The organism is Candidatus Thorarchaeota archaeon, assembly GCA_021498125.1.
Classification (GTDB): domain Archaea; phylum Asgardarchaeota; class Thorarchaeia; order Thorarchaeales; family Thorarchaeaceae; genus B65-G9.
Genome location: JAIZWL010000001.1, coordinates 1,413,124 through 1,433,991 on the forward strand (window position 1 = coordinate 1,413,124; position 20,868 = coordinate 1,433,991).

Annotated in this window: 18 protein-coding genes; 14 read left to right on the forward strand and 4 right to left on the reverse strand. The window is 46.4% G+C overall.

Going from position 1 to position 20,868, the window contains the following annotated elements; translation table 11 throughout:
* The first annotated feature begins 92 nt into the window (after positions 1 to 92).
* A complete protein-coding gene (locus K9W43_06690) occupies positions 93 to 653 on the forward strand; it encodes a hypothetical protein (GenBank protein MCF2136918.1) in 561 nt (186 codons plus the stop codon).
* A 146-nt stretch (positions 654 to 799) separates the two neighbouring features.
* On the opposite strand, the gene K9W43_06695 is transcribed toward K9W43_06690, so the two are convergent.
* Positions 800 to 1,465: a hypothetical protein gene (locus tag K9W43_06695; GenBank protein MCF2136919.1), complete on the reverse strand. Its 666-nt coding sequence runs from the start codon at positions 1,463 to 1,465 to the stop codon at positions 800 to 802.
* A gap of 106 nt (positions 1,466 to 1,571) precedes the next feature.
* On the opposite strand from K9W43_06695, the gene K9W43_06700 reads away from it, so the two are divergent.
* The 3 genes from K9W43_06700 to K9W43_06710 all read left to right on the forward strand — a co-directional run bounded on the left by K9W43_06700 (position 1,572) and on the right by K9W43_06710 (position 6,103).
* On the forward strand, positions 1,572 to 1,943 hold the full coding sequence (locus tag K9W43_06700; GenBank protein ID MCF2136920.1) for a hypothetical protein: 372 nt from the start codon (positions 1,572 to 1,574) through the stop codon (positions 1,941 to 1,943).
* Between the two features lie 45 nt (positions 1,944 to 1,988).
* Positions 1,989 to 2,744, forward strand: a complete 756-nt coding sequence (locus tag K9W43_06705) for an MBL fold metallo-hydrolase (protein ID MCF2136921.1) — start codon at positions 1,989 to 1,991, stop codon at positions 2,742 to 2,744.
* A 290-nt stretch (positions 2,745 to 3,034) separates the two neighbouring features.
* Positions 3,035 to 6,103, forward strand: a complete 3,069-nt coding sequence (locus K9W43_06710; protein MCF2136922.1) for a right-handed parallel beta-helix repeat-containing protein — start codon at positions 3,035 to 3,037, stop codon at positions 6,101 to 6,103.
* A 398-nt stretch (positions 6,104 to 6,501) separates the two neighbouring features.
* On the opposite strand, the gene K9W43_06715 is transcribed toward K9W43_06710, so the two are convergent.
* Positions 6,502 to 6,960, reverse strand: coding sequence for a hypothetical protein (locus K9W43_06715; protein ID MCF2136923.1), 459 nt, complete (start codon positions 6,958 to 6,960; stop codon positions 6,502 to 6,504).
* 147 nt (positions 6,961 to 7,107) lie between these two features.
* Between K9W43_06715 and K9W43_06720 the strand changes: the two genes are divergently transcribed.
* From K9W43_06720 to K9W43_06730, 3 genes are all read left to right on the forward strand, one after another.
* On the forward strand, positions 7,108 to 7,998 hold the full coding sequence (locus K9W43_06720) for an SPFH domain-containing protein (GenBank protein MCF2136924.1): 891 nt from the start codon (positions 7,108 to 7,110) through the stop codon (positions 7,996 to 7,998).
* A 112-nt stretch (positions 7,999 to 8,110) separates the two neighbouring features.
* Entirely contained in the window at positions 8,111 to 10,705 is a 2,595-nt protein-coding gene (locus tag K9W43_06725) for an N-6 DNA methylase (GenBank protein MCF2136925.1), read from the forward strand.
* 47 nt (positions 10,706 to 10,752) lie between these two features.
* Positions 10,753 to 11,355 carry a hypothetical protein gene (locus tag K9W43_06730; GenBank protein MCF2136926.1) on the forward strand — a complete coding sequence of 201 codons (603 nt, stop codon included), beginning with the start codon at positions 10,753 to 10,755 and terminating at the stop codon, positions 11,353 to 11,355.
* 1 nt (position 11,356) lies between these two features.
* On the opposite strand, the gene K9W43_06735 is transcribed toward K9W43_06730, so the two are convergent.
* Complete coding sequence (locus K9W43_06735; GenBank protein ID MCF2136927.1) at positions 11,357 to 11,938, reverse strand: adenylate kinase family protein; 582 nt, start codon at positions 11,936 to 11,938, stop codon at positions 11,357 to 11,359.
* 103 nt (positions 11,939 to 12,041) lie between these two features.
* Here K9W43_06735 and K9W43_06740 point away from each other — a divergent pair, with 103 nt between their 5' ends.
* Complete coding sequence (locus K9W43_06740) at positions 12,042 to 12,785, forward strand: hypothetical protein (protein MCF2136928.1); 744 nt, start codon at positions 12,042 to 12,044, stop codon at positions 12,783 to 12,785.
* Positions 12,786 to 12,872: 87 nt separating this feature from the next.
* Here K9W43_06740 and K9W43_06745 read toward each other — a convergent pair whose 3' ends face one another.
* Positions 12,873 to 13,850 (reverse strand): SPFH domain-containing protein, encoded by a 978-nt coding sequence (locus tag K9W43_06745; protein ID MCF2136929.1) that lies wholly within the window; start codon positions 13,848 to 13,850, stop codon positions 12,873 to 12,875.
* Positions 13,851 to 14,106: 256 nt separating this feature from the next.
* Between K9W43_06745 and rimI the strand changes: the two genes are divergently transcribed.
* The 6 genes from rimI (at position 14,107) to K9W43_06775 (ending at position 20,768) form a co-directional block, all read left to right on the forward strand.
* Positions 14,107 to 14,610, forward strand: a complete 504-nt coding sequence (gene rimI / locus K9W43_06750) for a ribosomal protein S18-alanine N-acetyltransferase (protein MCF2136930.1) — start codon at positions 14,107 to 14,109, stop codon at positions 14,608 to 14,610.
* Complete coding sequence (locus tag K9W43_06755; GenBank protein MCF2136931.1) at positions 14,600 to 15,517, forward strand: ARMT1-like domain-containing protein; 918 nt, start codon at positions 14,600 to 14,602, stop codon at positions 15,515 to 15,517. The genes rimI and K9W43_06755 overlap by 11 nt, the downstream gene beginning before the upstream one ends.
* 151 nt (positions 15,518 to 15,668) lie before the next feature.
* A complete protein-coding gene (locus K9W43_06760; GenBank protein ID MCF2136932.1) occupies positions 15,669 to 17,303 on the forward strand; it encodes a TCP-1/cpn60 chaperonin family protein in 1,635 nt (544 codons plus the stop codon).
* 33 nt (positions 17,304 to 17,336) lie between these two features.
* A complete protein-coding gene (locus K9W43_06765; GenBank protein ID MCF2136933.1) occupies positions 17,337 to 18,002 on the forward strand; it encodes a DNA-directed RNA polymerase subunit K in 666 nt (221 codons plus the stop codon).
* 101 nt (positions 18,003 to 18,103) lie between these two features.
* Positions 18,104 to 19,432 (forward strand): DUF4010 domain-containing protein, encoded by a 1,329-nt coding sequence (locus K9W43_06770; protein MCF2136934.1) that lies wholly within the window; start codon positions 18,104 to 18,106, stop codon positions 19,430 to 19,432.
* Between the two features lie 148 nt (positions 19,433 to 19,580).
* Entirely contained in the window at positions 19,581 to 20,768 is a 1,188-nt protein-coding gene (locus K9W43_06775; protein ID MCF2136935.1) for an anaerobic nitric oxide reductase flavorubredoxin, read from the forward strand.
* Positions 20,769 to 20,868: the final 100 nt, after the last annotated feature.

Consider the following 20,868-nt stretch of genomic DNA (forward strand, 5'->3'; position numbering starts at 1 on the left):
AAAAGCATACATGTCTAAATTCTGCATAGGACAACCCACACCACCACGGGAATTTGGGTTGTGTAAATAATTAATTAAGGAGAAAACACGGCATGGGTAAAATCACTGACCCAATTGCAAAGCGGATTCGGAAAAAGGCAGCCAAGGACATTAAGGGTGGCTTTTTTGGTAAGATCACTCATTATATTCCTGGCTGGCATGGGTACCAAGAGAAAGAGGAGCGGCGCGCCGCAGATAAAGTCCTCAGAGAGTTTATTGCAGATCAACTCAGGTTGGTAAAGCAAGACCTCGAGAAGCTGCAGATGATGGCTGTCGATTATAATCTCACCAAGACGTGGGAGACCTTTGACAGGATGTTGAACCTGACCGACAAGATTGAATCGGCAATTCGCTACGCCGATTATGGTTATGCCGCATGGGGGTCCAAGGAAAAGATCAATGAAGACGCCCTTGATCGCATGTACGAATTCGATGCCACTATCATTGATGACATTGGCGAGATCAATGATGTCGCCGAAGAGTTCTTGGACAAGATGAACCAAGGACAATTTGATGAGGCCTGGAACTACACGTATCGCATGTGGACCATCATGCAGCGTCTTGAAGAGAAGTGGAAGCAGCGTGAGGGCTACATGAAAGGCTATCAAGATTGATCTCTGGTCAAGGTCTCGGAAGATCTCACTCTTCCTTGACCATTTCTGTTTTTTTATTCTGTTTCTGGACACTATTCCTTATAGGTCGTTTAACCAGTTGCAAGTTCCAGTATTGTTTCATACTATGCTTTTGTGCCACTCATGATCTATCCCACAGTTGTACCGCAATACTGGCAGGTGGCCATCTTTCCTGTGAGAATTGCTTGAGCCTCATTCTGATTGAACTTGCTACCACAGAGCGGGCAGAGCCAGATTCGGACCTCTCTCTCTGCTGTTGCGATCTCGTCTCCTCCCATCTCGTCAAGCATCTTCTCGACCCATGAGGCATAGGCCGCATGACCTAACTCGAGAAATAGTTTCTTTCCCTCTTGCAGATATGGGATTGCCTCACTGGCCTTTCCTTGGCCGCGTAGTGCTTTTCCAAGGCCAAATGCATTCCATGCCACGAACCACTTGTCTGATACGGATCTTGCATGGTGGAGGCCAAGTTCAAAATAGATTGCAGCCTTTCTGTAATTCATCTGGTGATTTGCAATCTCGCCGAGCCCCCAATTTGCAGCGGCCTCATAATAGGTTGCGTGAACTGTATGGGCCTCTTCAAGAAGCTCTTTGTAAAGCCGTTTTGCCTCTTGGAAATCATGCTGATTGAGGGTACAATCCGCCATGACTCGCAATGCCTCGGTGGCCTGTCCTTGCTGATCCTCTTTCAAAAACTTCTTCCGTGCCTTCAGGGCCTCTTTCATCCCTTTCTTGAACTCCCCTCTACCGTGGAGAGTCCTTGCTTCTTCAAGGTGCTCTTGTGAGGTTGGCATAATTACGCCTCCGCGTCTCAAAATTCAACTCATTGGGACGCCGTGAGTGGCTGAATATTATAGCAGTTTAAATATGCCGCTATTGAACAAATTGGTGGTCTCTTTGATGTCACGTAACGTTCTCTCTACAGATTTTGCGCACGAGATTGTTCCATCATATCTACGGGCTCTCCAGTACCTCAATTCCATGTATGATGTGTTGCTCTTGGGCGAACCGAGTTTCAGGACACGCACCCATCTCCTCTATCTCCATGATCGGCTGATGTGTTCGATCGTTCAGCTTATCCATGATGTGAACATTGGTCTGATTGATGTTGAACCTGTCTCACTTTTGCGAACCCTGCGCGCGGTGAATGGTCGAGATCTCTGGTTAATGCTGACCGATGCGAGTTCTAAGACTGAGAATCTCATCAGAGAAGTTCGTGCCATGCTCAATATCCTGACAAATCTTGTTGCTCCGCCCCCACGGGATGACTAATAGTAAGGCTATTATCTGCTCTATGTCATCCGCTGTTCGATCACAATGCGTGTAACGCTCTTAGGAACAGGCACATCTTATCCTGACCCTGACCGTGTACAGTCGGGTGTGCTCGTTGAGGCAGCAGGTCTTCCTCTTCTCTTCGATATCGGATCTGGGATTCTTCAAAGGCTGACCCAATTAGATCTACCACTGACATCCATCGAACACATCTTTCTCTCTCATTTTCATATTGACCACTGTTCGGATTTTTTGACCTTCTATCAGTCTATTTGGTTATCAGGGTTCGATAAGACACTTCATCTCTATGGCCCTCCTATGATCCGTGATTGGTTACGCGGTCTCTTTGATGTCGCCTTTCCTTACTTGCGTCATAAACTCAAAATGGAAGTCACGATCCTTGAAGAGAATCATGTGGTACATATAGGCCCCGTGACGGTGATCACATGTCCAACATTGCATGGGTCAATGGAGTCACGAGCGTTTCGCATCGAACATGATGGGTCCTCTGTAGTCTATACCTCCGATACGGCTCCTTGCCCCGAGGTGATAGATCTTGCGTGCGGTACCGACTTGTTGATTCATGAGTGTAACTGGCTTGACGGCGATCATCCATCCGGTGTACACACAAGCCCCTTACAATTAGCTGATGTGGTCGAGCGGATCGCACCCAAGGTGGTTATATTAACACATGTGCCGCCTGAGGTTGTTGAATCGGCTGAGCAGGTCCTCTCTATCGTGCAACGTCGGACTGACGCCAAGACACTCATGGGTACTGACCTTACCACCTTTGATGTTTGAACGTGTAAGTCGTGTGTCATATTTGCGAGGCTTAGAAATTTATTTAGTACTATTCTCCCGTGCAGATTGGCAAAACGGGTGATTTCCGAAAGTTAATTATTTTGTATATCTTGCTCTAATGATTGAATGATTTACTACCGAGCTTCACACAATCAACCATTTCGAATAGCAGTTCTGAAATCAATTATTGATATTTATCGCTTTTTTTTAACCAAATCGGCGATTATGTTTCGCAAAAAGATATAGGTGTTCATACTGACGCTCGCCTAATACTTGGAGGTCATTTTCTAATGATTCGAAAGCACGCAATACTCATGGTAAGTGTTACTTTATGCGTACTACTTTTGTTCGGTGGTTCTTCTTCCACGAAAAATGGAACGATTGCCCCTTCAAATCTGGTACACTCAGATAGGTCCGTCTTGGCGTATACGTCACATGGCCCAATTAATATTGTAAATGATAATTTCACAGCTGCTGGGTTCAGCGGTTCTGGGACCGAAGCTGATCCGTATGTACTTGATGATGTTAGTATAACAATGGCAACATATGCGAAAGCGATTCATATCGAGAATTCAACTTCGTATTTCATCATTCGGAACTCGCTGATTGATGGGTACGGTAAAAGCTCTCCGAATGCATATGGGCTGTATATGAAAAATGTTACACATGGTACAATAGAAAATTGTACGTTCATTGACCATTACTATGATCTCTATGCATCGAATGTGAACTTTACAGAAGTTCTTGATTCTGAGTTCACTGAATCTTGGTATGGTGTCAATACCGCCACAGTTGTCAATTTCACTATTAGCGATAGTGAGTTTAAGGATGTGGACCTTGATTTTATACGGATAGTCCCTACCTCCTCATTGAGTTATAATATTACAATTAGCGATAACGTAATGTCGCATGGTTCTCGATTTACTGTTGAAGGAGCGGTATACCTAGAATCATGTTATCGTGTGACCATCTTTAACAACACTATGTACAGTCTAAGTTCGGATGTGATTAAATTCGATCAATGTTATTATGTGACTATTCAAAATAATATTATCCACGAGATAAACGGCAATGCCATTAGGTTTTCTACTTCATCTCTATCGATAGTCATTGATAATAACACAATTCACTGTATTAATGAAAACGGTATGTATATTTATAATAGTCAAGTAACTATTACGAACAATAAGATCTATCTGGTCGCACAGAATGGGATTTGGTTACGCCGAACATCAAGCTCCACTGTTGTAGACAACACGATATTCAAGGCGTTTGATACGGGAATCATACTTAATGATTCATCTAGTAGTAATACTATCGTTAACAACGAAATCGGCTGGAATGGTCGAAACGCTTTTGATAACGGCTCTTCCAATTCGTGGGATGACGGGGTATTGATTGGAAATGCATGGAGTAACTACACGGGATCTGGAACAATGCCGATTCCCGGTGCAGCTGGTTCTATTGATAACCATCCTTCGACTTTTACAGACACGACTCCTCCAACGCTCAGCTCACCTGCGGATGTGACCTACGATGAAGGGGACACAGGTTATAACATCACGTGGACTTTTTCAGACGCGCATCCCTACAGATTGATCCTCTATGTTGATGGGGTCGAGAATGAGACCGAGTATTGGTGTTCAGACTCGGGTACGGTGTCGGTAGATGGGCTTCCTGCTGGAGATCATAACTACACAGCTGTGGCTCAAGATGCAGCTGGTAACAATGCAACTGATACTGTGTTTGTGCATGTTCGTGATATCACCAATCCTCAAATAGTGGGAGTTGGTACTATCCATATAGAAACGCCACAAATTTACTTTATCAACTGGAATGCTACCGATCTTCATCCTGACACGTATATTATATATAAAAACAATTCGTTTTATGTATCGGGAACTTGGGATAATCCGAATAATATTAGCGTTGGTCATAACACTTGGAATGTTGAATCTCTCAACTTCACCGTGTGGGTCAATGATACCTATGGGAACACTGCGACTTTCACCACTTGGCTCATCTGTGAAGATACCACAGATCCACTGGCGTATCATTCAGGTGGTGACAATTACGAGTATGGTACTACAGGACATAATATCAATTGGACTATCAATGAATACTTCAATAATACCTACACTATCTACCTCAACGGAACTCCTATTCAAAGTGGCCATTATAACAAAACATCAGAACATGACTCACGTTCTTATGTTGACATCAATGTAGATGGTCTTGGGCTAGGGGCATACAACTATACGCTCTACGTGACTGATCAAAACGGCCATAATGATACTGATGTTGTGATCTTTACAGTCAGCGACACGACCCCTCCAAGTATCTCACAACCAGCAGATATCACTTATGAGGTGGGGTCAACCGATAACATACTTACGTGGCAATGTTCGGATCTTTTACCTGATCATTATGTACTGTATCATAATGGCACCGTGATAAAGTCACTTGCGTGGGACGGTTCGGACATAAGTCACATTGTTGACGGGTTCATGGAGAACCGACAACAGAACTTCACCCTTGTGATCTATGACACCTCTGGTAATAGTGCCAAGGATACTGTTATGGTCACAGTGACTGATAATGAAGGGCCAACGCTTGACCATCCCGCAGATGTCACTTATGAGGCTGGCACAACGGGTCATGTCATCACTTGGCATCCGTCAGATGGCAATCCCAGCCGATACCAGATAATGCGTGGGAGTGATGTTATCAGAGAAGGTTCGTGGAACAGCAGTTCAGAAGTCATCTCAGTAAATGTGGATGGGCTGGATCTTGGTTCATACGATTTCCAACTGACCGTCTGGGATCGATCCGATCATACTACTGTGGATTATGTTCAGGTTACTGTTCAGGACACGACTCCCCCAATTGTTACTGGGCCGGATGACTTTTCATACACATTTGGTACCACTGGTCATTTCATCAATTGGACTATCGAAGAACTCTATCCGCATGCATGCTATGTGTATCGAAATGGAACTGTTGTAGGGAGTTACCTATGGGAGAATACGTCGGTACACTACTCTATTGATGGCTTAGCTATCGGTGTGTATAACTTTACAATTGCTTTCAGTGATGAGTCTGATAATGTTGGATATGACACAGTTTTCGTCACAGTCGTAGCTGAAAGTACAACGACGACAACGACCACAACGACGACAACGACCACAACGACGACAACGACCACAACGACGACAACGACCACAACGACGACTACACCAACAACGATCCAGGTACCTCCACCGGACATGACCATGATTCTTGTGGTAGTGGCTGGTGTAGCTGGTGTTATTGTTATCCTAGTTGTTGTATTCGTTATCCGACCTAAGAAGTCCGTATAGTATACATAAGATGTTAGAGGAGGTACGTCCTCCTCTCGTCTTCTCTCTTTTTTTGCGACCTATTTATAGATTTATTTCCGGATCTCCTTTGTCGCCATTTTCAAAATTCTGTTTCCTAGGTGGCGGACTGTTATCTCCGTTTTCGATCCGTAATTGCACCTGTACGATAGGTTTGTGTAGCACATTACTTGCTAACTAGTATGTTATTTTTATTATTTTGAACTGCAGTATCCACAGAGAATGGATGAGGTCACATCCACAGACATCACAATATTACTTATTAACATTGAATACTATATATTATACGTCAGGGCTTTGCCTCAGCGATCACATTTGCACTCAAGACAAAAACAACCCTCCCATAACCATCCCCGATTTCCTTGACTTTTACGTGCTGACTATGGCGGCCCTGTTTTTTCTTTTTTTTCCGGTTCGTTCATGAACATACCCCTAACATTGAGTAGACCGAAATCTGCTGTGAGGATGAGTAAGGGGCAGGCAAGGGTTAGTTTTTCAATGGAGGGAAGAATAAGATAGCTTCCTATGTGTACGAATGAGATTCCATTGATTGCTAATAAAATGAATGCGCCAATTGCGAGAACTACATTGTAATAGCTGGCTTTGCGTGCGAGAGATCTAGTGGAATGGGCGAGGATGAAATGAGCCATTCGAAGAGCATCAATGGTGAAGAAGAGCATAACGATGATGAGCATCTCGTAACCGAACATGTAGAAGATCGCATAGGAGATGATCATTGCGATGGCAATGTAGATGTAGGTGGACATCGGATTAAATGGGCGTTCTGCCTTCATTCCGGGAATGTCGAAACCTTCTGGTTCGCTTGAAAAAGTGGCCATTATGAATCACATACTCCTTGTGGTCGGTCTTAATAACTTGGGCTCTATCAGCAAAATGCGAAATACGTCAGAGCTATATCATGTGAATGTTTAAAACACAATAGGCGATAGAATGGGCAGACTCGATTATTAAGAGAGTGTAGATTCATGGCTGATGCTATAGAGTGGACAAATGCTGGCCCAGAGGAGATTGTCTGGCGCTATCCTGACAATCGGATCCGATGGGGGTCACAGCTTATCGTCATGGAGAACCAGGTTGCGATATTTTACAGAGATGGAAAGGCACTCGATACCTTTCTTGCTGGCCGTCATAAACTGACTACCAGTAGCATGCCCGGCCTTGTTGGCTGGCTACAAAAGAAGATTAAAGGCGATGTCTTTGAGGCCACCTGTATCTTTGTATCGCGAGGCCAGTTCCAAGGCAAGTTTGGAGGTAGAGGTCAGACAAGTGATCTTGCGCCACTGATGTTTCATGGTAACTTTTGGTTCCGTGTTAAGGAACCCAAGATCTTCGTGACAGAGGTCGTGGGTAATCAGAGAGCATTCACGACAAAGAAGATCAATGATTTCCTTCGTTCCTTCATGAACGAGCGAATTATCGACGAGTTCGCGCACTATGACCTACAAGCAGTCTTCACACAACTTGATGAGACCTCATTGAAGGTCAAGACCAAGGTGCGGATGAATTTTGAGCGCATTGGTCTAGAGCTTGTTGATCTGAAGTTCGAAGGTATTGACACCACCGAGAAATATCGTGAGCGCCTCTTCTGGCTGCGAACTGGTGGAGTTTCAGGGCAGCAGGTCGCTGGAATGGAAACAATGAAAGATGCCGCAGAATCACTTGGTCACAGTCCCGGTGCCGGATTCGGTGCAGGAATGGGCTTCATGGGTGCTATGGGCGGCATGATGGGTGGTGGACAACAAGGCGGTGGCGGCGGTGGTGCTGCACCCGCAGGTGCCAAGTTCTGTCCGAACTGTGGTACGAAGTTGTCACCAGGTGTCAAGTTCTGTCCGAACTGTGGTACGAAAATCGGGTAGGCTACACGCCTTCCCTTTCTTTTTATTTTCATATTCATTCTGGTTAGTGGATGTCTTATCGAATCCGAAAGGCATTAACGTTGCATTATTTCACTTCTGTTGAGTGGCACGAATGGAGTATGATTTGGAATTCCTAAAGGCGCACGGTCTGATGGTTCAAGAACATAAGGGATCTCTTGCTATCAGGGGCACCGAAGTAGAATTCCACTATGACCGTGCAAATCGACTGCTCTACTTTAACATGCCTCCGACGCTCACGCCTCAGGAAATAGTTGCAGTTGTGACCGACTCGATGCTTGTCGATTACATCTGGTTCTGGGGTGATCATCTTGAGGTGTTCCGCCTCATTGACAGGACCTGTTACATTTGCAAACACCGTGGCGAAGCTCTATTTGATGAGCACGAGCCGGGTGAATTCGACCATACTGGTCTAGAACGGCTCTTCAGTGATATGATCGGACTTCCTGACTTCACTGATCGGCTTCCATCTATACTTGACAGTCTTAGACCGCTTGAACGAGAGCGATCCGGTGTCATGCATGGACTTCTCTTCAGATTTTTTACTATTATATTTCTTATACAGATGGGTATGGTGACGGTCAAAGGTGCAGAAACGATACGCGACTTTGGAGAACGTCTACTATTATCTTCTGTAGGTCCTGACTTGGCAATTCCTCGGATTATCACGGGTGATGGCATGGGCCTTGTGGACTCAACTGTAGCCGGGGTCTCTCTCTCGCAGATTCTTGAGACTCTCTTCGGAGATCATGCGGATATCCCCCACACACTGCCGCCCTTTGCTGGATCTTATCTCGCCAATTTTATCAAAAATTATGCAATTGGGATGGATGATACCGATCAGTCCCGTTCTCTAACCCTGCAGTTTCTTGAATTCTTACATGAGTATCTCATCTCAACATCGGGGATCAATCGTCGCATTGGCTCATATTATACGCCTATGGGCATAGCCTACTATATTGCAAGTCAGGCAATTGCGTACTGGCTTGCTGCGACGACGGGGATTGACATCTACGAGCCGGATGATTTGTTGGAACTTGACGAGATCAGGCGAAAGGCTCTCCTCGCCAGAGTGGAGCGAATTCGTATTCTCGACCCTGCGGTTGGAGGTGGGGCTTTTCTTATGGCTGCTGCTCAAGTGTTGCTGAGATTGAGAAAGCTGCTTGGGGATCGGCGACCTGATGGTCACATTCGATCCGAGATAGTGAGGCACAACCTATACGGAGTCGATATACTCCCCTCTGCTGTTGAATGTGCCACATTACGGCTAAAGCTCTGGTCACTGGATACCGCCTCTTTTCTCACGAATGACCTCCCGACTCATTTGCATATCCGAGTAGGTAACAGTCTAGTTGGACGTACGCACTATTCACATGACGCATTGGATGTCCCATCCATCCCTAAGCGATTTGATTGGATCAAAGAATTCCCAGAAATATATGACCGAGAGGATCCGGGATTTGATATTATCATTGGTAATCCGCCCTACGGAAATATCACGTCGTATGATGAACGTGCCTACATTATACTGACCTATCCATGGTCTGTGAGTGGTGAACGTACAGGAACCTGGAATAGTGCCTCGCTCTTCCTTGTTCGTTCAAGGATGTTGTTGAATAGCAAAGGGCAGCTTGGTCTTCTTGTACCGAATAGTATTCTCCGGGTGCGACAGTTCGCCAAGACTCGTTCTTTCATTACGAGCCAGTTCTTCCCTCAGGAATTTGTTGATGAGGGGAGCCCCTTTGACGGAGTGACCCTTGAGACCGTGACGCTCTTTTTGAGCGTGAGCGATTCCCAGTCGTCGTATATTCGTGTTCTCTCTCGGCGTCCCGATCTACGACCGGCTCATGCCATACCACGCAGAGCGTCAAAGGACGACACGATTGTGGTCCTGTATCACGATGACATTCTCGATCTTGTTCTGGAACGGGGAACCAAAGGAGTCTTTCACGCATCACGAGGGAGAGATATTCCCCGCGAGCACTATGCTTTCTCCCCATCCGTTCGCTTTTCAATTCCTTATGCAGCAGTTGGACGCTGTGTGAGTCGATATACGTTCGTTGATTCGTTTATGAGATATTCCGATGATTGGTTTGAACAAGATCGTTTGATGCGCGCATCTTTTCACGAGTCGTTTCTTGTCGCAACCAAGAATTTACCCTATCCTCGGTGCACACTGAAGCCTATCGGAGTCCTTCATGGTGGGGGGCTAGTTCGTATCACGATTGATGATCCACACTTAGACCCACGAGCGGCTGCTGTGATCTTGAATTCCCGTTTTGTCAGGTATCTCTGTCTGCGGTACTTTACGAACTACTCGCAGTTGACCACCTGTCTTAACACTGGCATCCTTGAGGAGATTCCCGTGCCTCCTCTCTCTGTCCCTGATGTGTACCCTGTTCTCTTTGAGATTCTGCATGATGTTCATACTAGTAACAAGTATGATTCTGCTGCCATCGCTTCTGTTGAGATGTTGACAGATGCTCTTGTATACGAACTCTATCTTCTTGATTCGGATGAACTTCATACTACAGCAAGAGACTCTTTGCTAGATGCTGCGGGTCGTGATACTCAGACCCTGATTCCTAACTTGATCGGCGGCTCTCTCCGTCAGAGTATGTTGAGTGTGTTGGATGATCCGATAGTCCGTAGAGTAGAAACCTCTCCCCGGATGTCAAGGTCTCGTTGAAGTTGATGTTTATATAGTGCAGGCCTCCATGTGCAAACCGAATCGCGATGAACGAAGAATCACCAGAGCCACATGATGACTCTAAAGAGATGGCTGACGAACTCATAGATGCGGCGACCTCCGAAAGAGAATCTGTTGAAGACGATGGCCTTACCAAGCGTGAGCGGGAAATAGCGCGCCGGGTTGAAGAGGAGCGCAGGCAAAAAGGAAAGGCTGCACTCAAGCGTTTACAGGAGCGAAAGATGGGTGTTCTCAATTATAGGTGGCCCGCCATCATACTGGTAGGTGCTGGTATTCTCTCGATCTGGTCTGAATTCTTGGTCGTGATGATCCATCCTGCCGGAATCGGTTTTGACACATTCTTACAGGCCTATCTGGAGCATGGCTCGGTCTTCTTTGTCTTTCCAATCATTTCTGGCGTGTTTCTGTTTATGTGCGCATTCTGGGCGTATGAGGATCCCCGTGGTTCATTTGTGTCAATCATCCCTGCAATGATGATGGCAATGTCTGGGATGACGGTGTATTATCTGGTGTCTTTTGCATTGGCTGCGGATCCAAATGTCGGCGTGTCAGCAACAGGCGCACCCTTCACAATGATCCTTGCGGCTGTTCTATGTCTATTGGCAATTGTGATGCGAGAGCGGGAATGACTCATGGCTCAAGAAACTCATCTAGTCGCCCTTCTTCCTCTAACATCTCCATCCAATCAATATGCAGTCGCTCTTCTTTGCCATTGATAAATCCAAGGATCTTTGAAGCCGTGTCCTTCGGACTGAGCGATGTGGTATCGATCTCTATGACCGCATCCTCTCCGAAGGCATCTATTGCATCCATCTGACATACGCCGATGACCTCGGCCTCTACGTTCTCAGCGATCTTTGACTTGGTATAGTCTCGCTTCTCAAGACGGGTTCTCAGGGTCTCAGGGTGCGTTCGCAGTACAAAGACCCATTCGACTTCTCCATTTGGAACGAGATCTATGTAATGGCCCTCGATGATCATGCGGCCTCTCTTTTTGTCTAAGATGTCAATGAGCGCCGACACAAGACAATCTTCGTCGATGACTCCTGTGTTTCTCTTGAAGTCCATCTCACTGATGCATCCCTTCTCTCTTGCGAGGTCCCCCATGGAAATCACTTCAACTGAGAGGAGTGCTCCTACTATTTTTGCAACCTCAGTCTTTCCCGTGCCGGGTGAGCCGCCAATAATGATCGCTGTCAGATTTACAACCACCTTTTTTTACTGAATTTGCCGTTGGCAATATCACAATATGTTGATTCCGTCAACTCAAGGTTCTTTAGGCTAACGATACAGTACTCTTTTGAGGGGCCCCTTGATGTCAACAAATGCCAAAACCCATGAACGATTGCAGCATTCACTTGTACAAGATCTTATTGCTGTGTTTTTGAGTGCCTGTGCAGTCGTAATCTGGCCTATGAACAAGATCATCAGTCTGGTTCTCCTCATGGTCGTGCTATACATCATAGTTATAGCTGTTGGCAATCTCTTCTTTGATCGAATGCAGAGGGAGCCCACCTCGGTGGACCTCGATTCTCTACGGCAGATGCTTGCAGAGCGTAGTTTAGATCAACCGGGTGATATGGCACGATTCTCAATCCGTGCATCATCGATCTATGAAGCAGATACAAGCTCACTGAGCCTGCCAAGCGATGGTGCAGCAGCCGAAGTTCCAATGCCTCCCTCGATAGTTGTTGAGGACGAGTCGGTCACTGACGAAGATTTCTTCTCAGTTGGGATCCGGCATCTCCGTCATCTGGCAGACATAAGCCCCGAAGAGCTCTCGCAGTATCTTGATATTGACGAGTCGGAGGCGGAGGACCTGATCTATAGGGCCAACCTGCTCTATTACGGGGCCAATGTACAGAGTCTGATGGACCTCGCAATGATGACTCCGAAAGAGATCATCCTGAAAATAGAAAATGGGCCATGGAGTGACATTTACTCCTCCGATGACGATCTCTCGTATCTTGAGGAGATGGCTGACCGATGGATTCAGACTGCCAAAGTCGTGATGGCACGGTCTCTTACAGAGTTCTTTCGAGGCAGAAAGAATTTGTGAGTCTGACCTCTTGTCGTCCGTCCACACTCAGTAGATGAGATCATTTTGCAGCCAATTCAGGTGCAATTTATTATATTTTTCTGCTACTCACTCTGTCGTATTGGTAGAACGTTCTTCATCCTCGTTTTTTGACTCCTCTGGTCTTTTCTCAGGTGGAGCCGCTATTTGCTTCTTCTTGGTTGTTCCTCCAGCAAGTCCAGTAAGGCCAATGATCTCTCCACGTGTCATGTCCATTGGAATTGCAAAGACGATCGTGTTGCTTTGATCAAAGCTGATGTCTTCGAGGCTCGAGAGTGTTCTTAGATAGAGTGCCTTTGTGCTCATCTTCTTGACAGCCGCCTCCAAGTTCTCAGCAGCCCTCAGTTCTCCCTCGCTCTTGATAATGACTGCACGCCGCTCACGTTCAGCCTCCGCTTGTCTGGCAATCACTCTCTTCATGTCCTCAGGAATCTCGATATTTTGCAGATTGACACTGATAATATCGATGCCCCACTCGGCGGTCTCCTTATCGACTATCTCCTCAATGGCATTTGCAATCTCGTCTCTTTTTGCAAGTAGATCATCAAGCTCGACATTACCGATAACATCCCGCATGGTCGTCTGAGCATAGGAGATCACACTTGTCTTGATGTCCTGAATATTCATCAATGCATCTGCTGTTTTGACGACCTTCATAAAGACGACCGCATCTGCGACAAGACTGATGTTGTCTTTCGTCATGACCTCCTGACGGGACACATCAATAGTCTGGATTCGTCTATCAATTCTCAAAAATTTTTCAACGAATGGCCATTTGAAGAATATTCCCGCACCGACCAATCTCTTGTATCTGCCGAACCGTAAGATGATAGCCTCTTCCCATTGCTTGTTGATCGCAATGGTCAGTGGGATCATGAGTAGGAATACCAATGCTAGAATCCATACCACTGGCTCTGGCAAAAACGTGATCGGTAATTTCAATATTGGTATTGCTATAGTGAGAATAAATAATATTAGAAACGTCACAAAAGGTGCTGGCGAACCTGAATATTCGTATGTGTTATCGTGTTGTTCCTCTGTCCCCATTTCAAATCAACTGTCCGCAACCCTGTTCTTGGCACTTACATTACGAATAGTCTTTTGAATGTTTACTCGTAGTTTTTTTTTTTCAGGATAGCCATTTGTATGAACGAATGACGGTTTTGACTATTTGATCCGTTATACTCGATGGTTGACTAAACGGCCTCGGTAGAGCCTTTTCACGAGTAATCTGACCACAACAAACGCTAAAAAGAGGTGGAGTTCTGACGAGTCCAAGCTAATATCCAGAATGTGATGCTAATTGAGCGACTGGAGCATTCGGCACTTTGATCAAGATGACCTGAAGGCAGTCATGAGTATCAATCAGACCTGCCTACCAGAGAACTATCCCGACTCATTCTTTATGGGTCTCTATCAGCACGCACCACGAACATTCCTGGTGGCGGAGATTGATGGAAACATCGTGGGATACATCATGTGTCGCATTGAGCGAGGGGTTTCCAGCTTTGGAAGACTTCCTGTAAAGAAAGGGCATGTTGTTTCTATAGCGGTACGTCCTGAATATCGACATCAGGGAATTGGCACTGCTCTAGTGACTCGCGGTCTTGAGGGCATGATCGAATATGGTGCTTCAGAGGTCTTTCTTGAAGTTCGCAAGACCAATACTAATGCAATCTCAGTGTATGAGCGACTTGGGTTCACAGTCAAACGAGTACTGAGAGGATACTATCGAGATGGTGAAGATGCGTATTTAATGGTCAAGACGCTCAAAGTGTCTGATGAGGTCGATGCACATGCTTGGTGATAAGATCGAAGTCCCCCTGATTCCTAGATGTTCAGCCTGTATTATCCATAGCCTTATCCAACTCGTACCACTGCTGACCGATGACCCTCATGAGCAAATACGATACTTTGCTCATGCAATGTCTATACTTTCTGATGGGTTTGAAAAACGAACTCGTCCACATCCCCTCTCTGTGGCCATCTATACACAGCTCTATGAAATGGCTGGTGTGACCGACCCCTATGCTGAGATCAAACGTTCTGGTATCGAGGCAGCTCGTGATTTGATTCCTGAAGTGGATCGCATTGTGTCCCAGTATGAGGGGCTCTCTCGTCTTCGTGCAGCTCTAAGTGCTGCTATCACAGGAAATCTCATTGACTACACTACTGCAGCACACACGCCCAATCTTGACACTCTTCTCCAGGACTACTATGGGATCCTCAATGCTGGCTTCTCCCCTGATGATTCAGCCCTGATGTGGCAGGAGATCAAAGCGCACAAGGGTCATGCAGTCATTATCGCTGACAATGCGGGAGAGTCTTTCTTTGATATCCCCCTGATCCATCTTCTTCGTGATGAGGGTTGGCATGTCACATATGTCGTCAAAGGTGGGGCCATGGCTAATGATGTGACTCGTGAGGATATTCATGGTACAGAACTTGAAGAACTGGCACAGATTGCTGACACTGGTGCGAAAGCACATGGTGTACCTCTTAGTCTTGTCAGCCACGAATTTCTCTCCTTGGTAAGCGAGGCTGATCTCATGATCTCCAAGGGTCAGGCTAATGTTGAGACCCTTCCCGAAATTCAAGAACAACTTGGGGTCGCAGCATATTATGTGTTAAAAGGAAAATGCCCACACATCTCGCAAGCGCTTGGTGCAAATAGCGGTGAGAATATTGTGAGGCGTTGGCCCTCGAACAAGTAAACGTTCATTCGACAAAGCTTTTAAACATGCCAACAGGCGTTTCGGAGGTCAGAGTCCAAACTCAACCTTTAAATGCGGAAGATGGTGCGAAGTCCATGTACAGTTTTGTCGGACTTAGTCTGAAAAGATCTACTACGCGGAGGAAGTATCAATGAGTCAAACTCCAATTATTGTGCTGAGAGAAGACACCGAACGGACACGTGGTCGTGATGCACAGCGAAATAACATCATGGCTGCTGTTGTCATTGCAGAGGCTGTCAGATCAGCGCTTGGACCAAAGGGAATGGACAAGATGCTTGTCGATTCTTTTGGTGATGTTACCGTGAGCAATGATGGCGCAACCATCTTGAAAGAAATGGATGTCGCACATCCCGCAGCAAAGATGGTCATCGATGTATCGAAGACCGTCGATAGCGAGGTTGGCGATGGGACTACTACTGCCGCAGTTCTCACTGGAGAGCTGCTAAAGCAGGCCGAGACCTTGCTTGACCAGAAGATCCACCCAACCACGATCATCAGCGGTTACCGAAAGGCAGTCGATAAGGCAATGGAATATCTTGAGGAGATATCTGAACCAGTAGACCCGAGTTCTTCTGCTGCATTCAAGAAGACCCTCAAGGATGTTGCCAAGACAGCAATGTCGAGCAAATTCGTTTCCACATCAAAAGACGCTCTTGCTGATGTTGTTGTGGCTGCTATTCTTGCAGTCAACAAGGAGCGAAAGGAAGGCGAAGAGATCAATCTCTCTAACATTCCACGCCAGAAACAGGTTGGCATGAATACTTCTGAGACCGAGCTTATTCATGGCATTGTGCTTGACAAAGAGGTTGTCCATGCAGGAATGCCGAAGAAGGTCGAGGCGGCCAAAATAGCACTTCTAGAATGTCCACTTGAAATCATCAAGACCGAGTTTGATGCTAAGATCTCAATTACCGATCCTCTTGCCATGCAGCGCTTCCTTGATGAAGAGCAGAGCATGATCAAAGAGATGGTGGACAAGATTGTCGAGTCTGGAGCAAATGTTGTCATCTGCCAGAAAGGCATTGATGATGTAGCCCAGCATTATCTGGCTAAGAATGGTATTTTGGCAGTGCGCAGGATAAAGAAATCCGATATCGAGCGCATCCACAAGGCCACAGGTGCGACCATCGTGAGCAAGATCCAGAATTTGACAGCCGAGAGTCTTGGAAAGGCAAAGTCTGTCCAGCAGAAGCGTGTGGCTGATGATAAGATGCTCTTTATTGAGGGAACCCCCAAGAGCTCTGTTGTCACGCTACTCGTTCGTGGTGGTACAGATCATGTTGTTGATGAGGTTGATCGTGCAATCAATGATGCGATCTATGTAGTGAAAGATGTAGTTGAGCATCCTCAGATCCTCTATGGTGGAGGTGCTGCCGAGGCACACATTGCAGTGAAGCTTCGTGAGTATGCATCCTCGCTTGAGGGCCGTGAGCAATATGCTGTAAATGCATTTGCCGATGCTCTTGAGGCACTCCCTGCGACGCTTGCCGAGAATGCCGGACTCGATCCCATTGACATCATCGTTTCACTTAGGTCTGCCCACAGTGAAGGAAATGCCAGTTACGGTATTGATATTACCAAGGGTAAGGTGTCTGACATGAAGAGGGCCCGTGTTGTCGAGCCCACAGTCGTCAAACGGCAGGTCATAGCCTCTGCGGCTGAAGCATCACAGATGATTCTAAAAATCGATGATGTTATTAGCTCAAAGGCTCCGCCAATGCCCGGTGGCGGCCAGCCCGACCGTGACCTTGGTGACGAAGATTAAACAATTCAAACAACAGAATACGAGGGTATAGGAATGTCGAACAGCCCCGAAGAAAATGAGACCACAACGGAAGAAGAGATGGCACTTGAAGAGAAGGCCGCCATGTTGACCAATATCCCTGGTGTTGGGCCCCGGACCGCAGAAAAACTGGTGGCCGCAGGCTATGACACAATTGAGAAATTCGCATCAGCTCCTGCTGAAGAGATTGCGAGTGCAGTTACAGGCCTCAGTGTGTCCAAGGCCGAGATACTGGTCGCAGAGGCTGTTTCTCTCCTTGAGGCAGTGGCCTCCGGGGCTATAGATCTCACCCACAAGTCCAAGTCAAAACGGAAAGGCGCAGTAGAGCCGGAGCCTGAGAGGCATGAGTTGGAACCTATGGACGAGCTCGCGGCCGAAGAGGAAGTCACCTCTCTGACCACTGGCTTTGAACGCGAGAAGGAAGAGATGGGCATCACTATTGGTCCTAAATGGCTCACCCGATTTGAAAAGGCAAGGATCATTGGAGCCCGTGCCTTACAGATCGCTATGGGTGCACCCACTCTGATCGATATGGCCTCTGCACCTCCTGGCCTATTTGCACTTGCCGAGGCCGAGTTGCGTGCAGGTGTTCTTCCAATGACTGTGCGCCGCTCAAAACCGACTGGCGAATATACAGACATTCCTCTTGCTGTGTTGTTGAAAAATACGAGGCTGGACTAAGTTCCAGACCTCATTCTCCTATTTTTTCCTATTTGTTCCGTCAACACAATCTCTAAATGCCACTTCGTAGCAACTTCAGTCTCCATAGTTGGTGACTGATTATGCAAGAGTTGTTTCTCTCTCCTGATCTTATAATCCGAAGCGTTCTGGGTTTTGCTGTAGGTGCATTGATAGGTCTCGAGAGACAGAAACGTATGTCCGAGGGTGACGCCATTGGTGTGCGCTCCTTTGGTCTGCACAGTCTATTGGGTACTCTTGCTGCTTACACCTATACGGTCACCGGCAACGCAGTCGTACTGATCTATGCAATAGCAATCTCACTGGTCTTTGTCACAGCACAAATCGTCTACAAGATCTTTCGCACAATGCGTAAGGGTATGACCACTGCTATCGTCTTTGCGATCTCTTTCGTCTTGGGTACTCTCGTCGGGCTTGATGAACCACCGACTCCACCGCATCTCATTGGTCCACTTGCAGTACTCGCTATGACCGTTTCATTTCTTGTGTTTCTGGTCCTTGGGTTCAAGGAAGAATTGAGTGCAGTTGTTGCAGTGATTACCCGCGAAGAGATGATCAGTGCAGTCGAACTGGCAGTTCTAATACTCTTCCTCTGGCCACTTATGCCACAGTTTATTCAGATCGGTACAGTCAACTTTCCTATCTTTCAGACGTACTGGCTGATCGTACTCCTCTTGTCCATCAGTTTTGCGAACTATCTTCTCATTAAGAAATACAAACACAAGGGTCCATACTTCTTTGGGTTCTTTGGTGGGTTCGCTAATAGCGAGGCGACAGTGGCAAGTCTTACCGATTTTCATGTGAAGACCGAGCGTCAATTCACTGGTCGGGTTTCTCTGGGTGCGATCTTTGCCAATCTCGCAATGGTTCTACGAAATACTGTTATCATTATCTTGTTTGATCATTCCCTTGCAGTGATGCGCTATTATCTCATTCCCTTGGGGATTCTAGTTCTTGTGGGTGTGACTAGGATGTTCAGTGAACGTAATGAGGTCCGTGATGACGTCACACATGATATTGACATTCGACTTGTGTCCCCATTTGAATTTGGGGCCGCTTTCAGATTTGCTGCTGTCTTCACTGTAGTGTCGTTCATCTCAATCGCATTACAGAATGCATTTAGTGATGTAGGTATCCTTGTGGCTGCGCTCTTTGGAGGGTTTACATCTGCTGGTGCAGTCGTTGCCATCGCAGTGCCTGCCTACTCACATCATATCATCTCTCTTCAGACCGCAGTCTTTGCAGTGATCATCACAACAACTATCTCTGTGCTAAACAAGATCATCTACGTCTATACTGCCGATCACGAGGGGACCCTTGCTCGCCGTGTTGCAAAAGATTCACTTATCATGGCAGTTGGTGTGGTCGTGTATCTCTTGCTAATTGCAGCAAACGTCATTTCATTAGTATAGAGCGTATTTCACGCCCCTGCCTCATTGATGGTCTCCTGAGTGAACATTTGGTGTTCTCATAGAGGCCGCGACTGTTGAGAAACCTTAATCTATTAGCGTACGCTTATTTATCGTTGGTCTATTAAAAATAAAATCAGAGGCTTAGTAAATGGCATTTGAAATAAAGAATAATGTATTTTGGGTCGGAAAGATCGATTGGGAACTGCGTAAGTTCCATGGTGAAGAATACTCTGCGCATAGAGGTTCGACATATAATGCGTATCTCATCAAGGACGAACATAATGTCCTGATTGATACAGTATGGTCCCCCTTTGCTGAGGAATTTGTTGCGAATCTAGCAAAGACGATCCCTCTGAAAGATATTGACTTCATTGTTGCAAATCATGGCGAACCTGATCATAGTGGTGCTCTCCCATTGTTGATGGAGGCCATTCCTGACACCCCCATCTATTGTACACCGAACGCTGTCAAGTCGCTCAAGGGCTATTATCATAAGGACTGGGATTTTCATACGGTCAAGACAGGCGACAAGCTCGATCTCGGCTCACGTGAATTGGTCTTTGTGAGTGCTCCTATGCTCCATTGGCCGGACAGTATGTTCTCCTACCTCACTGGTGATAACATTCTCTTTCCCAATGATGCCTTCGGACAGCACTTTGCATCAGAACTCTTGTACAACGATTTGGTGGATCAGAATGAGTTGTATCAGGAATGCATCAAATATTATGCTAATATCTTGACACCGTTCAGCAGGTCAGTGGTCCGAAAGATCGAAGAAGTCTTGGGTCTCGGATTGCCAGTGGACATGATCTGTCCAAGTCACGGCGTACTCTGGCGTGATGATCCCCTTCAGATCGTGCACAAATATCTTGAATGGGCAAAGGACTACCAAGAGAACCAGATCACGATCCTGTATGATACAATGTGGAATAGCACTCGGAAGATGGCTGAGGCCATTGCCAAAGGAATTGGCATGGCTGACAAAGATGTGGTCGTGAAGCTCTACAATATAGCTCGTGGCGACAAGAATGATATCATTACTGAAGTGTTCAAGTCTAAAGCGATTCTTGTGGGATCACCTACTATCAATCGGGGTATTCTCTCTTCGACCTCAGGTATTCTTGAAGAGATCCGTGGTCTTGGCTTCAAGGGGAAGAAAGCAGCCGCCTTTGGTTCCTATGGCTGGTCCGCTGAGAGCCCTAAGATGATCACCAAACTACTTGAAGAGGCAGGCTTTGAAATTGTCAGTGAGGGCCTTGGCGCATTATGGAATCCAAATGAGGAGGCAATCGCAGACTGCATCGAGTTCGGAAAGAAATTTGTTGCTGGACTCTAAAAATCAGTTCCTCCTCTTGAGATGTGATCGACATCGATTCTATTGAATGGCGGGGACTCGGCCACCGAGGAAAAATCTCACGCCATTCAATTATTTTCTT

Coding starts and splice junctions, on each gene's coding strand:
- K9W43_06745 (MCF2136929.1), bottom strand. CDS start 13,850: ATGGGGACAGAGGAACAACACGATAACACATACGAATATTCAGGTTCG.
- K9W43_06700 (MCF2136920.1), top strand. CDS start 1,572: ATGTCACGTAACGTTCTCTCTACAGATTTTGCGCACGAGATTGTTCCA.
- K9W43_06755 (MCF2136931.1), top strand. CDS start 14,600: ATGCTTGGTGATAAGATCGAAGTCCCCCTGATTCCTAGATGTTCAGCC.
- K9W43_06770 (MCF2136934.1), top strand. CDS start 18,104: ATGCAAGAGTTGTTTCTCTCTCCTGATCTTATAATCCGAAGCGTTCTG.
- K9W43_06740 (MCF2136928.1), top strand. CDS start 12,042: ATGTCAACAAATGCCAAAACCCATGAACGATTGCAGCATTCACTTGTA.
- K9W43_06715 (MCF2136923.1), bottom strand. CDS start 6,960: ATGGCCACTTTTTCAAGCGAACCAGAAGGTTTCGACATTCCCGGAATG.
- K9W43_06760 (MCF2136932.1), top strand. CDS start 15,669: ATGAGTCAAACTCCAATTATTGTGCTGAGAGAAGACACCGAACGGACA.
- K9W43_06695 (MCF2136919.1), bottom strand. CDS start 1,465: ATGCCAACCTCACAAGAGCACCTTGAAGAAGCAAGGACTCTCCACGGT.
- K9W43_06730 (MCF2136926.1), top strand. CDS start 10,753: ATGAACGAAGAATCACCAGAGCCACATGATGACTCTAAAGAGATGGCT.
- K9W43_06765 (MCF2136933.1), top strand. CDS start 17,337: ATGTCGAACAGCCCCGAAGAAAATGAGACCACAACGGAAGAAGAGATG.
- K9W43_06725 (MCF2136925.1), top strand. CDS start 8,111: ATGGAGTATGATTTGGAATTCCTAAAGGCGCACGGTCTGATGGTTCAA.
- K9W43_06690 (MCF2136918.1), top strand. CDS start 93: ATGGGTAAAATCACTGACCCAATTGCAAAGCGGATTCGGAAAAAGGCA.
- K9W43_06775 (MCF2136935.1), top strand. CDS start 19,581: ATGGCATTTGAAATAAAGAATAATGTATTTTGGGTCGGAAAGATCGAT.
- K9W43_06720 (MCF2136924.1), top strand. CDS start 7,108: ATGGCTGATGCTATAGAGTGGACAAATGCTGGCCCAGAGGAGATTGTC.
- K9W43_06705 (MCF2136921.1), top strand. CDS start 1,989: ATGCGTGTAACGCTCTTAGGAACAGGCACATCTTATCCTGACCCTGAC.
- K9W43_06710 (MCF2136922.1), top strand. CDS start 3,035: ATGATTCGAAAGCACGCAATACTCATGGTAAGTGTTACTTTATGCGTA.